The following is a 14342-nucleotide window of genomic DNA, read 5'->3' on the forward strand; positions in this document are numbered from 1 at the left end:
TGTCATATTATTTTCTTAACTAAATAATTTCGTATACTCCGTCTGTGTATCTGCGATATGATATACATATACCGTATCCTTAATCTGACGATAGATAGATACAAAACGCTGCCATATTACCATTCGGTAGCCCTGTTCATTCAGCCATTTATCCGGGGTCAAAGATCCCGAATCCGGAAATTTCTCCAGTCTTTCAATACTGTTTAAAATCTGGTCTGTCACTTTCATCGCTGATTCTACATCAAATTGAAGCAAATAATAATCCTCAATCCTTTTTAAATCTTCCCATGCTGTCGGAAGAATCTCAACTCTATACAGATGCTGCACGTTCTCTTAATTCCTTTCTCGCCTCTTCAATACTTCTTGTTTTTGCTCCGCTCAGGCGTTCTTCTTCCGCCCGTATAATTTTCGCACGAAGATTTAGCGCCTGTTCCCGCTTTTCGTAAGCCTCCATGCTCATGAAGACGCCATCACCCTCTCCGTTTTTTGTAATATAAATAGGTTCGTTTGTCTCTTTTGCAAGATTAGAAATTGCACTGTAATCATTTCTCAAAGCTGCGGAAGCCTTAATAATCATAGTTGTCACCCTTTCATATCATTTATTTGATATAATTATATCTGTATTTTGATATATCATCAAGTGTTATTTAACAATCATCCGAAAGATTCTGTTTTTTCTCCTTGCTTTTCCATGACATCATAACACAAAAAGTCGTGGTTGCCGGTGGGTATGATATGGAAGGAAACATCTTTGTATCCTCTCCTGAGATATATCTTTTTGGCCGGAAGGGAGGCGTCCAGTATGATGGTTGAGTATCTGGCGGAGATTTCCTGTTCTGCAAACCGGAGCATTTCCGTGCCATATCCCTTTCCCTGACAAGATGGCAGGACAAACAGACGGCAGATTTCATTTCCTTTTATAGTAACAGTTCCGATAGCCTGCTGTGCATCATTCAGGCAGAGAAATACGCGGTTATTTTTGATATCATTTATAATATGCGCTTCGCTGTGGTGCTCCAGGAAAAATTTTACCGCCCCTTCCGGATAATAGTGTGGATAAATCTCAGAGATTGTTCTTTCCGAAATATATCTAATTGCGTCTATATCTACCAAAACAGCTTGTCTTATTTTCATTTTTATCTTTATCCCCTTATCCCTGTTCTTATAAATTCGATCAGTGCCTTTACATCATCAAAGTCATCATAGTCACCGTTTATACCTTCCCGGTGATAGACTACTCCGTTCTTCTCATTTCTTTCCAGGCAATCAAGAAGCTCCTCTTCGCCATATCTTCTGGCAAATTCCGTAAAAGCATAGGGTTTTATCTTACTCAATAAGCCTTTTCTGCATGCTTCATCACATTCATAGCAATGTGCGATATTTTTTGCAATGGAACATTTTCTGTTCTCACACCAGTCTTTGTCCGGACATTGCCCCGAATCGCAGCCCGAGCAGGTCACATTTTCTGAGCACAGGCAGCAGGCCAGGCCGCACCGGGCGATTCCAAGTTCTCTCTTCATGTTCGCACCTCCCAAATCACATTTTCAACTTAATTGCTTATACTATCTTTTTCACAGCATTCTCAATTTGCCGTTCTTGAAATAATAAATATTCTCCCATTTATACCCAAATACAGAACCCGGTCTGGAAATATGAGGTTCAAAAGTAAAATACGAAACATCTTTTAATTTTCTCTGATTCCCCTTTTCAATATAAATGCGGTCTTCACTTTTCTTCTCAATGGAATGTCCTAAATTTCCCAGGAAATCCAAATTGATAAAACCTTTCGAAACAATTCTGTCATTCATATGATAAAACAGCTCTTCAAAAGTTGTTCTTGCATCCACAAAATCCAATAATTCCTGATGAAGTCTTTGTTCCATCAGCAGACCGGCTTTCCATTCCGCATTTTGAATATCATCTATATCATCAACCACATGACCCTCTTCAATGATTATGGTTCTGGCAAAATCGCCCCATATGTGATTACACTGAGGGCTGAGATCAATGGTTACGATATCGTTTTCTTCTATGTATCTATCAGAAGTCTTATACTCTTTTCCTGACACAGACTTTGTTGTCTCATCTCCTGAAAAAATAAATGCGCCGATATCCCAGTACCAGAACGAATCTGCACCCAGTTCCAGCATTTTATCTTCACATAACTTCCTTGCCTGAGTTAATTTCATTCCAGGCATAATCATCTTCCTGATAAAATCCATAGTCTGTTTTGCAATGAGTTGTACCTCTTGATTATCCATATAATTTCTCCAATAGTTTGAGACATCTGTTACTCCAGCCATTGAATAAACGCTGTTTTGTCTGTGCTGTTATATCCGGCCTTCACATAAAAGTTTAGCGTACTTTGTTTTTTGGAACCTGTCAGCAGCATCATTTTATAACAATTGTTTTTTATGGCAATTTCTTTCGCACGGTTGAGACATTCCGTAGCATACCCCCGCCCTCTGTACTTCTCATGTGTGACTACATTTTCTATAAAAGCATATGGCCGGACATTTCTGGTGAGATTGGGGATAATCACGCACACACAGGAGGATACAAGAATTCCATCCACCTCATTTAAAATAATATGATGATTCCTGTCCCCCTGAATCGTCTCCCATGTTTCTCTCAGATTCTGCGAGTCCTGCGGAATCTTATCTTCATGTAGATGCAAATATAACTGAAGTAGATTGTTCAAATCATTTTTCGTTGCTTCCCTTACCATTATGTTTCACCTCTCTAGGTAACGGCTTAATTATTTTGCCGTTCTTCGTTACGGCGTCACTACCGGCTTACCATCTTTATCAAGCAGCGGAGTAAAACCTGCTGCATTTCCGTTCCTATGGAATACATACTGCACTCCGGTTTCGGTGTCCACCCAGATTTCAATCACATCGACGGTTCCCTGCTGATAAATCTTTTTAAAACGTTCCATACTCTTCTTTCTCCTTAATGTATAAATGTAAATATTTTGCATTTTTTCAACATTTCGGTCATCTTTATTTAGAATAGAATACCATAAAAACGTTTGCCTTGGCAATTTCTGCTTTCAGAAGTTTCAGAAACCGCAGGGCCGACTTTTTGCCGTTACATTTTTGCGAAATTTGACTACAACAAAAACCCCAGTGCTGCAACACTGGAGTTTTCTATTCCTATTTTAAACCGGCAGGGCTTAAAGCCGCAGCCTGCTCCGGCCATTAAACAAGGGCTGTCTGCTCTGTGCCGCCGTTATGGAGCTATTCTATGATTTTATAACCTGCCCGACTGAGAGCATCCAGCGCCTTCTGATAATTTTCTTCTTTTGTCAGTATATAATCGGTGCAAAAGGTCGATATGGCAAAAATTCCAATCTTGTTTTCTGCCAGTATGCGGGAAATGTCCGCCAGTATTCCGATAAGTGAAAAATCCAGCATGCCCTGAATCCGAAACATCCTCCATCCGTCTTCCCGGCTCGTCGTGTTGTCCGGCACCTTGTCTGTCGGGCACACCAGCGAATTCTCCTCATCGGTTTTGCCCGTAAAACAAAACTCTGTATGTTGGTCCACAAGTGAGTAATCCTCAACTTTACACACAGAAAAATTACCAGGCAGTTTCCTGATTTCCATGGTCAAACCTCCTCTGTAAATGTACAATATTTTTCTTCGCAGTGCGCGTCTGCGCAAATTCTGTCTTTGCTTTGGCGTCGGTATCACTCCACGCTCTTTAGTGATTCCACCATATCGATCTTCCTGAGCTTGAAGTACATCATTCCGTTGATGATGAGGGAGAACAATATGGTAAACAGCAGGCTGTAAAGGTAACTGGTGCCGTGGATGATTCTTCCGAACATGACAGAATCCACTTCCACCGTCTGGATGATGAACAGGTGAAGGACTTTGCCAAGAATGCAGCCCAGAGCGGCTCCAATGAAGGTCAGGAGGATATTCTCCCTGTATACATACTCGGCCACTTCTATATCATAGAACCCCAGCACCTTCAGGGTAGCCAGCTCCCGTTTCCGCTCAGCGATATTGACGGTGTTCAAGTTATAAAGAACCACGAAGGCCAGCATGCCTGCGGAGATGATGAGAACGATGATGACCAGGTTCAGGCTTCGAAGCATATCGTCCAGCTGCTGTTCCATGTCGCTCATATAGCTTACGTTCAGGACACCGTCTTCTTTCAGGAGGCTTTCGCCCACTGCCTGCAGCTGGTCTTCCGAAGAAGAGTCCGCTCCATCATCCATGATGAAAAGAATGGTATTATTTTCCGGCATCGCACCGTATACGGTCTCATAATAAGCCGGCGTCATGTACATGTAGTGGCCCAGATAATTCTCACAGATATGTTCGATATAGACCGGCTTGTTGCCGTCTTCCTGGTCTTTGATATAAATGGTGTCACCCACCTCAACATCCAGCAGCTTTGCCGTCTTTTCATTGATGATCACCCCGTTATCTGACAGAGTGTATTCCTCTCCCGTTTTCCGGTCATGGAAATCCACGAACCGGGCCACTTCCTCTTTATCATCCGGGAAAACGCACTGGTACACTTCCCGTTCTGTACCTTTCTCATTGACCAGCGTCAGGCTCTGCATATCCACATCCATGTACCGTTCGACACCATTTTCTTCGCTGAGAATCTGATGGAGATTATTTCTCTCATCTTCTGTGATATCCTCGTCCAGATAGACGCTGGCATCGTAAAACTGAATCTCGTCGTACTGCAGGGCAGCGATCTCATAACAGGAGTCTTTCAGGCCGAAGCCCACCAGCATGAGAGCCATACAGCCGCCAATTCCAAAAATAGTCATGAAAAAACGTTTCTTATAGCGCATGAGATTCCGGATGGTGGACTTCCAGGTAAAATTCAGATGTCTCCAGATAACCGGAATCCATTCCAGAAGTACCCGGCGGCCATTTTTCGGCGCCGGCGGCCGCATCAGCACCGACGGCTGCGCATTCAGCTCCCGCCAGCAGGAGAAGAAGGTGGCAAACATGGTGCAGAAAATGGCGATACCTGACGCCATAAAACCGTAGCTCCAGTCATATGGCACCAAAATCTGCGGAAGATGCGGATATAAAATGCTGTAGGCGTAGATGATGATATACGGAAATACTTTTTCCCCAAACAGAACGCCGATCACACTTCCTCCCACAGTGGCGAGGAAAGCGTACCCCAGGTATTTGGAAGCGATGGCCAGCTGGCCGTATCCCAGAGCTTTCATGGTCCCGATGGCCGTTCTCTGCTCTTCCACCATCCGGGTCATGCTGGTCAGACTGATCAGCGCCGCCACCAGGAAAAACAATACCGGGAAGACCTTGCCGATGGCGCCCAGCCTCTCTGCATTTTCTCCGAAACTGCTGTTTTCAATCAGGGTGCTCCGGTCATACACGTACCACTCCGGGTCTTTTAAATCCGCAAGCTCCTGTCTGGCATCCTCGATTTCCTTTTCGCCATCAGCAATCTCCTTTTTGGCATCCTTTTTCCCCTGCTTATATTCTTTTCTGGCATCCTCCAGCTTTTTTTCGTTCTTTTTGATTTCTTCTTCGCCGTCGGCTATCTCTTTTTCTTTATCCTCAAGCTCTGCCCAGGCGTCATCGATCTGTTTCTGACCGGATTCTATCTGCGTCCTGGCCGACGCCAGTTTTTTCTCGGTGGCATTCAGCGTTTTTTCCGTGGAGGCAAGCTCTTTCTCACCGTCAGAAAGTTCTTTTTCGGCATCCGTCAGCTGTTTCTCCGCCTTGGAATACGCGCTTTTCTCCGCCGCAATTTTCTGATTGAGGCCGCCGGCCTGCGTCTTCAGCTGCTCCAGCTGTTTTTGCAAACTGCTTCCATTCTGGCTGCCGGCATCTGCGGAATCTTTTTCCTGACCGGATTCAGCGGTGTGTGTCTCCGAACCTCCTGTTCCGGCACCGGCCTTCGCTGCCTGCTCCAGCGCGTCAATCTGCGACTGCAGCTTCTGATAAAGGGCCTCATCTTCCCTGATCTGATCTTCCAGTGTATCCAGCTGGGCTTTTCCGCTCTCTATCTGCTCCTCAGCATCCGGCTTTTTCTTCTCAAACTTCTTTTTCGCCTTCTCATACTGCTTCCAGCCTTTTTCTAAAGCCTTCTTGCCCTCCTCATACTCTTTTTGGGACTGATCCAGCTTTTTCTGCTGAGCATTGAGAGTATCCTTTGCGTTGGCGATCTGTTCCTTGCCGTCCGCAATCTCCTTTTTGGCATCCGCCAGCTCTTTCCTGCCGTCCTCAATCTCCTTTTTGGCTTTTTTCAGTTCCTTCCTGGCTTTCTTTTTGCCATCCGCCAGTTCCTTTTCCGCGTCGGCAATCTCATCCTCGGCATCCTTCACGATCTCATCTTTGCGGATGACGCCTCTCTCTTCAGCTGCGTCTTCCACCAGATTCTGCACACGGTCGATCTTCTCATCGTAAGCGTCAGTAAAAGCCGTAAGCGTTTTTGCGCCCTCGACCTTGAGGTATACCTCCGTAAATGTATCCAGGGTAAAGGTGTCTTCTGGCACCACCACAAAGGCATAAATATTACCTGTCCCGATGGTGGCGCTGCCCCGGCCAAAGGAGACATAGGCCGCCGTATTGCCCCGGCCCACCACTGTCAGGGTGTCTGTGCTTAGAGTGTCAGATACCGGGTCTTCCGTTCCCGACGTCAGCACGATCTCATCGCCGATCTGATAATCGGAGGCGTCATCCACCAGACACTCGCCCACGGTTTCCGGCATCCTGCCCTCCGAGACGGTGATCTGGTTCATCTCCTTCTGGGCACCCATCACATGGAGCACCCGCTGATCGTCTTCCGTGTTATGGAGAAAATCCGCGCTGTAGGCGCCCTCCGCCAGCTCCACGCCGTCGATATTCTGAAAGGCTTCCACGTCATCCTCCGTCACGCCGTAGGTGCTGAGCGCCTTGATGTCCATAAGATTTTCCGAATCAAAATAAGCGTCGCCGGTGATGCGCATATCCGGCTCCGAAGCCCGGATTCCGGAAAAAAACGCCACCCCCAGCGCCACGATAAATAAAATGGACAGAAAACGCCCCGGGCTCTTGCGAATCTCCATATAAAAATCTTTCCACATTGCTTTCTTTTTCATTGGCCGATTCTGCCCCCTCTGTCGCTGCTATCCACCCGCCTGTCGTGCATCCGTCTTTCCACCTCTGCGATCGGTTTCCCTGTCGTCTACCACTCGATTGTCTCCACTGAAACAGGATGTTCATTTACTGACATATCCGACACCCTTCCGTTCTTAATCTTTATGACCCTGTCCGCCATGGGCGCAATGGCTGAATTATGAGTGATGAGCACCACTGTCATTCCCTTTTCCCGGCAGGTATCCTGAAGAAGTTTCAAAATCGCTTTGCCGGTGTTGTAATCCAGAGCACCTGTAGGCTCGTCGCAGAGCAGAAGCTTCGGATTCTTGGCAAGAGCCCTGGCGATGGATACCCGCTGCTGCTCACCGCCGGAGAGCTGTGCCGGGAAATTATCCATCCGGTCACCAAGTCCCACCTCCCGAAGTACCTCTGCGGCATCCATAGGGTCCTTGCAGATCTGCAGCGCCAGCTCCACATTTTCCAGGGCGGTCAGATTCGGGATCAAGTTATAAAACTGGAACACAAATCCGATATCATCCCGGCGGTAAGCGGTCAGCTTTTTCCGGGAATACCCGGCGATATCCTGCCCATCCACCAGCACCTCGCCCTCCGAGGCCGTGTCCATACCGCCCAGAATATTGAGCACCGTGGTCTTGCCCGCACCGCTGGGACCGACAATGACGGCAAACTCTCCCTTTCCGATCTGAAAATCAATGCCTGCGGCGGCTTCGATGTCCACCTCGCCCATGTGGTATATTTTCTTTACATTTCTTAACTCCACAAATCCGCTCATAGCTCCTCCTGCCTGCGCCAGCGTTCTGGTCATATCTATGCCTGTCTTAGTCATTTTAGATAATTTTCAAGAAAAATTTTCCTTCAACTAAGAAGATTATACCACAGACTGCACAAAATGACTGTGAAAATATGATTATTATTCTGCCATCACACTGGCGGCAAATCCACCTTTTGGATGATCTGTTTTGCTGACAGAAGGCAGTCCTTTGGTATTCCATCGCACAGCGCTTTCATTCCTCTGGCAAAGCCGGAACACTGCGCTTCCCCGTATACGAGGGCACCCCAGGCCGTATTGGCGTTGTTGTACTGCCATCCTATCCGCCGCAGCGCGATCCTTGCGGAGCGTTTTTTATTTCATAGGAATGCAATTTCCCATGAAATAAAAAAAATGACCTTCCATAATTCCTGCAAATATGTCTTACGGAAGGTCATCATCCTTGATTATCTGATATATACTTAAATCACCGCTTCCACAGCCGGCTCTTCGCTCTCTTCCTCCACTTCTTCCATGAGTTCCTCATATTTTTTGAGAACCATGGTCTGGACAATATCACGGGTCTCGGAGTTGATCGGGTGCGCAATGTCGCGATATTCACCATCAGCGGCCTTACGGCTCGGCATAGCGATGAACAGCCCCTTCTCTCCTTCAATGATCTTGATATCGTGCACCACAAATGCGTTGTCAAATGTGATGGATACGACCGCCTTCATTTTGCCCTCTTTTGATATTCTGCGAATGCGTATGTCTGTAATCTGCATGTGTAATCCTCCTGAAGAATGTTCTGAAATTATAAAATATACCGCACATTCTTTTCTACTACTATTTTAATCTCCCCATCGGTTCCAATATAATTCGTACCAGGACGAAGGGTATCGCGGCTCTCCACGATACAATTCTCAATGTAAGAATCATCACCGATGTAAACATCATTTAAAATAATAGAATTCTTGATGGTGCAGTTATTTCCAATATAAACGTCCTTGAACAGCACGGAATTCTCCACCTTGCCGTTGATGATACAGCCGGAAGAAATGATGCTGTTTCTGATATCTGAACCTGCATTATATTTTGCCGGTGGCAGGTCGTCCACCTTGGAATATACATCCGGATATTCTTTAAAGAAGTAATCCCGGACGTCCTTTTTCAGGAAATCCATATTTGTCTTATAGTAAGACTCCACGGTGGCAATGTTGCGCCAGTAAGTGTCCAGCTTGTAGCCGTAGATCTTACGAACATTTTTATAGCGGACAAGGACATCTTTTACAAAGTCATGCCGGTCTTCTTTCGCACAGCGCTCCAGAATCTCGATCAGATGCCGTCTCCGGATAATGTACACGCCGATGGATACGTTGTTGGATTCAGCAACCAGCGGCTTCTCCTCGAAATCTACGATACGCTCGTTCTCATCCAGTTTGAGGATACCAAACCGGGTCAGATCGTCGTCCTTATCGGACATCTTAGTGTACACCACCGTGATATCCGCGTTCTTTTCGATATGTCTGTCCAGTACCTTTCCGTAATCCAGCTTATAAATGCCGTCGCCGGCAGCAATGATCACGTACGGTTCATGACTTTTCTTTAAATAGTCGATGTTCTGATACAGCGCATCTGCCGTGCCCTGATACCAGAAGTTATTGTCTTTGGTCACAGTCGGTGTGAAAACGTAAAGCCCGCCCTGCTTTCTTCCAAAATCCCACCACTTGCTTGAGCTTAAATGCTCGTTGAGGGAACGGGCATTGAACTGTGGAAATACCGCCACTTTATTTACCTTGGAGTTGGTCATATTACTCAGGGCAAAATCGATGGCCCGGTAGCTGCCTGCGATCGGCAGCGCCGCAATGGCCCGCTTGTCGGACAATTTACCAATTCTCTTATTATTACCGCCTGCTAAAATAATACCTATCGCCTTCATCTATGTCACCTGCCCCCTACTGTCTGATAATGGATTCACCGCTTGCCAGAATACCGTCCGGATAATCTTCCGCGGTGGTTGTTCCCACGATGGCAACATTCTTGCCAATCCTTACATTTGCCGGGATAACGGAACCCTCCCCGATGGTTACCAGTCCGCCGTTATAAATGTTCGGCTTGAACTTATTCGGCACTTCCTCGAACGCTCCCAGTTCCGTGTTCTCGCCGATCACTGAATTCTCGGCAATGATAGCCTTCTCGATTCTCGCGCCGGCCTTTATCACAGTGCCGTTCATGATGATGGAATTGGTGATAAACGCTCCCTCTTCCACCGTAACGCCGGAACCGATGACAGAGTTATAAATCTCTCCATAAACCTCTGTGCCTTCACCGACAATACATCCGCTTACCTTTGCATTTTCTGAGAAATACTGCGGAGGGAGTACGGTGTTCTTCGTGTAGATCCTCCAGAATTCTTCATACAGATTAAACTCCGGTATGATATCGATCAGCTCCATGTTGGCTTCCCAGTATGCGGAAAGAGTTCCCACATCCTTCCAGTATCCCTGGTAATTATAAGCCATGATCTTATCGCCTCTCTCATGACAATACGGGATGACATGCATACCAAAATCGCAGCCGGACTGATTCTTCAGGCGCTCCAGTGCATCTTTCAAAACATCCCAGTTAAAAATGTAAATACCCATGGACGCCTTATTGCTTCTCGGTTTCTCCGGTTTCTCTTCAAACTCAATGACCTGATTATTCTCATCAGTGATGACCAGACCGAAACGGCTGGCATCTTCCCACGGAACTTCATAAGTTGCCAGAGTAATCTTGGCATCATTCTTTTTATGAAATTCCAGCATAAGTTCATAATCCATCTTATAAATATGGTCACCGCCAAGGATAATCACGTAGTCCGGATGATAATACTCCATGAACTCCATGTTCTGATAAATCGCATTGGCTGTTCCTGTGTACCAGTCTGTATTCTCGCTTCTCTCATATGGAGGAAGAATGGTCACGCCGCCGATGTTGCGGTCCAGGTCCCACGGAATACCGATTCCTATGTGCTGATTCAATCTGAGTGGCTGATACTGGGTCAGGACTCCGACTGTATCAATACCGGAATTGATACAGTTGCTCAGCGGGAAATCGATAATCTTGTATTTGCCGCCGAAAGCAACCGCCGGTTTTGCCAATTTAGATGTTAAAACACCGAGACGGCTGCCTTGTCCGCCAGCCAGTAACATAGCTATCATTTCTTTTTTTATCATAAAGAATCACCCCTTTGTCACATATATGCTTATTATAGCACTCAACCTTCTAAATTAAAAGTATTTTAGCACAAAAAATTCATCATTTCCTAATTTTTTTTATCTATTTTGTACCATAATTCTCTTTGGATTTTATTTTTTATAGACAAAATGTCATTTTTGTATGCAAATTGCTGGTTTTTTTCATCTACACTTTTCCTCTTTTGTCGAAATGTGGCTGGCAAACGCATTTGCCGCGCCCTTCCATCCCGTCATGACACCGCTTCCGGGCCGAACTTTCTTCCGGATAAAGATCCTCACCGGCCCCAGGCGCCTCCCCGGCGGCATTTTCCCCTCCCAGGGAAAATCCAGGTCCGAAGAAGGACTTGAATCTGCCTTTTTGCTGCGGTATACTAACGTAGAAAAATGAAGAGATATCCGCTGTATCCGCGGCTTTTCCGGACCGTCCGGCAGAGCCTGCGCCCGGGCGGAATCCATGTAAATGATTCTATAAATTTCAAGCAAGAGAAACAGAGGTAAAAAAAATGTACAAAATAGACTTTCAGACACCTATCCACATCCACTTTATCGGCATCGGAGGCATCAGCATGAGCGGTCTCGCAGAGATCCTCATCGACCGGCATTTCCCGGTTTCCGGTTCCGATATGAAATCTTCTGAGATCACAGATCACTTAAAACATATCGGCGCGCGCATCGCCATCGGTCAGCGGGCGGAAAACATCACCGACGACATTGACCTGGTAGTATACACCGCCGCCATTCATGAAAACAACGAAGAATTTGCCGCAGCAAAAGCAAAGGGGATCCCGATGATGACCCGTGCCGCTCTTCTGGGACAGATCATGGATAACTATGCCCGCTCCATCGCCGTGGCCGGCACCCACGGTAAGACAACTACCACTTCCATGCTGGCAGATATTCTGCTTCAGGGAAGTATGGACCCTACCGTCAGTGTCGGCGGAATGCTCGACCAGATTGGCGGCAACATCCGGGTGGGCCAGTCCGACGTATTTCTTACAGAGGCCTGTGAGTATACCAACAGTTTCCTGGAATTCCACCCTCTGTACTCCATCATTTTAAATGTGGAAGAAGATCACATGGATTTCTTCAAAGATATCGATGACATCAAACATTCCTTCCACATTTTCGCTTCCCAGACAGCGCCGGACGGACAGATCATCATCAACGGCGACATGGAACACACCGGCGATATCGTGAAAGGCCTTTCCCAGAAGGTCATTACCTTCGGTATGGGCGCAGAAAACGACTACACCGCGAAGGACATTTCCTATGACCGAGAAGGAAATGGTTCCTATACCCTCGTTGTCCGCGGAGAGGAACTGGGACATATCAGCCTCAAAGTAAAAGGAGCCCACAATGTTATGAATTCCCTGGCAGCCATCGCCTGCTCCCGGGCCATCGGACTGTCCATGGAACAGATCACCAGCGGACTGCTGGCATTTTCCGGCACACACCGCCGCTTTGAGATAAAAGGAAACATCGGAGACGTTATCGTCATCGACGATTACGCACATCATCCAACAGAAATCCAGGCGACCCTGAACGCAGCCCGGGAATATCCGCATGATGAACTGTGGGTGGTCTTCCAGCCGCACACTTACAGCAGAACCAAGGCTTTCCTTCCAAAATTCGCTGAGGTTCTCTCCCAGGCGGACCATGTAATCCTGGCAGATATTTTCGCGGCCAGAGAACCGGACACCGGAATAGTATCTTCCATGGACATCGTCAATCTCATGAAAGACACCAGCTGCGATGTACATTATTTTCCGACCTTCGGAGAAATCGAGGACTACCTGCTCTCCCATGTGAAAGGCCATGACCTTTTGATCACCATGGGCGCCGGAGACGTAGTAAAAATCGGGGAAGAACTGCTGAAGAAAACAGCAGATAAATAGGAGCGCTCTCACCATGGAACTGATTCTATCCAGTATATCGACATCTATTGCCAATCTCATCATATTCTCCCTGATTCCCTTCCTCTGGTGGTTTTTCCGCCACCGGAAGGAAACCGGTTTCTTCCGGTGGACAGGCTTCATCCGTCCGCACTTACGGAGCAAATGGTGGGTTCTGATCGTCTTTGCCGTGGTATACTACTTCTTTTATAATTTTGATTTCACCCGGCTGGTGGACCCGGACACCCTCGCTTACATTGAGAACAGCTCGGCAGTATCCGCCAACGCCTTCGCGGGCATCGGCGCCGCCGCCATCATCCCTGCTCTCATTGAGAACTTCATCGCCAACGGCGTGGCGGAAGAAATCTTGTACCGGGGATTCCTGTGCAAACGTCTCTGCGGAAAGCTGGGAACTATCGGAGGCATCCTGCTGCAGGCAGTCCTCTTCGGGCTGATGCACAATATTTTATACATGATCGCCGGACTGAACGTGGGACTGTGGTATCACACCCTGACTTTCGTATTCACAGGCATGGGCGCCCTGCTTTTAGGCTGGCTCAACGAAAAAATCTTCAACGGTTCCATCATCCCAGGGATTCTGCTCCACGGCGCGGGGAACTTCATCGCCACCATGCTGGTGGCATTCTAAGACCGCGGCCGACCGCAAAGACAAAGTGCCAACGAAATATATAAATTTATCATGACAACAATACATTCCGAAATATGTATTTCCTCCTGTTTTGACAATCAATATATGATATACTGTCAAAAACAGGAGGTATTTTTTTATGAAGCAAAAACATTTCTTACTGACAGCTCTGTTCGCATCCGCCCTCTCCCTGGCCGGCTGCAGCGGTCTCGGCGCCAATGCTTACAATAACGAAAGGAGCATCGCCAGCGACATGAATTCCTATAATCTGAACAATATTACACAGACCAGCGACGACGGTACCTTTTCCGCACAGGTGGGGAATATGGAAGGGATGGACACCATCTGGATTTATGACGCAGAAAATGAAACATCCACAGAACTCTCCTACGACATCACTTTATACAGCGGAAAACTGAAACTAACACTGATCTCACCGGATAAAAAGGTGACCACCCTGGTGGAACTGGATTCCGAAAAAGATGCAGAATACCTCTCCGCTTCTGCACAGGATTCCTCCGCCGGCACTTCCGCATATTCAGCATCCGATACGGTATCCTTCTCCCTGGAACCAGGCGAAAACCGCATCAAGGTCGTCGCCGGCGAAGACACCCGGTTTGATATGAACCTGTCCATGCCGGAAGGGGAATTTGGGGAGCTGGGGTTTTAAATTTGGATTTGTCGCTTTGAATCTACAGGCTTTAAAAT

General features: G+C 46.9%; 17 protein-coding genes. 3 read left to right on the plus strand and 14 right to left on the minus strand.

Features of this window, described 5'->3' with window-relative positions:
• Positions 1-15 precede the first annotated feature (15 nt).
• The 14 genes from B5E53_RS05765 to B5E53_RS05825 form a co-directional block, all read right to left on the minus strand.
• Positions 16-327 (minus strand): type II toxin-antitoxin system RelE/ParE family toxin, encoded by a 312-nt coding sequence (locus B5E53_RS05765; RefSeq protein WP_087313097.1) that lies wholly within the window; start codon positions 325-327, stop codon positions 16-18.
• Positions 311-577: a type II toxin-antitoxin system prevent-host-death family antitoxin gene (locus B5E53_RS05770; protein WP_087313098.1), complete on the minus strand. Its 267-nt coding sequence runs from the start codon at positions 575-577 to the stop codon at positions 311-313. Before B5E53_RS05770 ends, B5E53_RS05765 begins: the two co-directional genes overlap by 17 nt.
• 77 nt (positions 578-654) lie before the next feature.
• Positions 655-1134: a GNAT family N-acetyltransferase gene (locus tag B5E53_RS05775; RefSeq protein ID WP_087313099.1), complete on the minus strand. Its 480-nt coding sequence runs from the start codon at positions 1132-1134 to the stop codon at positions 655-657.
• Positions 1135-1142: 8 nt separating this feature from the next.
• Complete coding sequence (locus B5E53_RS05780) at positions 1143-1520, minus strand: DUF3795 domain-containing protein (protein WP_087313100.1); 378 nt, start codon at positions 1518-1520, stop codon at positions 1143-1145.
• A 51-nt stretch (positions 1521-1571) separates the two neighbouring features.
• On the minus strand, positions 1572-2261 hold the full coding sequence (locus B5E53_RS05785; protein ID WP_087313101.1) for a M24 family metallopeptidase: 690 nt from the start codon (positions 2259-2261) through the stop codon (positions 1572-1574).
• 29 nt (positions 2262-2290) lie between these two features.
• Positions 2291-2728, minus strand: a complete 438-nt coding sequence (locus tag B5E53_RS05790; RefSeq protein WP_087313102.1) for a GNAT family N-acetyltransferase — start codon at positions 2726-2728, stop codon at positions 2291-2293.
• Positions 2729-2776: 48 nt separating this feature from the next.
• Complete coding sequence (locus B5E53_RS05795) at positions 2777-2938, minus strand: DUF6440 family protein (RefSeq protein ID WP_087313103.1); 162 nt, start codon at positions 2936-2938, stop codon at positions 2777-2779.
• Positions 2939-3239: 301 nt separating this feature from the next.
• On the minus strand, positions 3240-3608 hold the full coding sequence (locus tag B5E53_RS05800; protein WP_087313104.1) for an ACT domain-containing protein: 369 nt from the start codon (positions 3606-3608) through the stop codon (positions 3240-3242).
• Between the two features lie 83 nt (positions 3609-3691).
• Complete coding sequence (locus B5E53_RS05805; protein WP_087313105.1) at positions 3692-7087, minus strand: FtsX-like permease family protein; 3396 nt, start codon at positions 7085-7087, stop codon at positions 3692-3694.
• A gap of 86 nt (positions 7088-7173) precedes the next feature.
• Positions 7174-7878: an ABC transporter ATP-binding protein gene (locus B5E53_RS05810; protein ID WP_087313106.1), complete on the minus strand. Its 705-nt coding sequence runs from the start codon at positions 7876-7878 to the stop codon at positions 7174-7176.
• Between the two features lie 138 nt (positions 7879-8016).
• Positions 8017-8193, minus strand: a complete 177-nt coding sequence (locus tag B5E53_RS19105) for a hypothetical protein (RefSeq protein WP_162611804.1) — start codon at positions 8191-8193, stop codon at positions 8017-8019.
• Between the two features lie 143 nt (positions 8194-8336).
• On the minus strand, positions 8337-8639 hold the full coding sequence (gene spoVG, locus B5E53_RS05815; protein ID WP_087313107.1) for a septation regulator SpoVG: 303 nt from the start codon (positions 8637-8639) through the stop codon (positions 8337-8339).
• A gap of 29 nt (positions 8640-8668) precedes the next feature.
• Positions 8669-9793 carry a glucose-1-phosphate adenylyltransferase subunit GlgD gene (gene glgD / locus B5E53_RS05820; RefSeq protein ID WP_087313108.1) on the minus strand — a complete coding sequence of 375 codons (1125 nt, stop codon included), beginning with the start codon at positions 9791-9793 and terminating at the stop codon, positions 8669-8671.
• A 16-nt stretch (positions 9794-9809) separates the two neighbouring features.
• The gene (locus tag B5E53_RS05825; protein WP_087313109.1) at positions 9810-11072 is read right to left on the minus strand and encodes a glucose-1-phosphate adenylyltransferase; all 1263 of its coding nucleotides are present in this window, start codon (positions 11070-11072) and stop codon (positions 9810-9812) included.
• 524 nt (positions 11073-11596) lie between these two features.
• On the opposite strand from B5E53_RS05825, the gene murC reads away from it, so the two are divergent.
• From murC to B5E53_RS05845, 3 genes are all read left to right on the plus strand, one after another.
• Entirely contained in the window at positions 11597-12988 is a 1392-nt protein-coding gene (murC, locus tag B5E53_RS05835; RefSeq protein ID WP_087313111.1) for a UDP-N-acetylmuramate--L-alanine ligase, read from the plus strand.
• Between the two features lie 13 nt (positions 12989-13001).
• Complete coding sequence (locus tag B5E53_RS05840) at positions 13002-13634, plus strand: CPBP family intramembrane glutamic endopeptidase (RefSeq protein ID WP_087313112.1); 633 nt, start codon at positions 13002-13004, stop codon at positions 13632-13634.
• 139 nt (positions 13635-13773) lie between these two features.
• The gene (locus B5E53_RS05845) at positions 13774-14304 is read left to right on the plus strand and encodes a hypothetical protein (RefSeq protein WP_087313113.1); all 531 of its coding nucleotides are present in this window, start codon (positions 13774-13776) and stop codon (positions 14302-14304) included.
• Positions 14305-14342 lie beyond the last annotated feature (38 nt).

The sequence above is a fragment of the Eubacterium sp. An11 genome, from assembly GCF_002161065.1.
GTDB lineage: Bacteria > Bacillota > Clostridia > Lachnospirales > Lachnospiraceae > Anaerobutyricum > Anaerobutyricum faecale.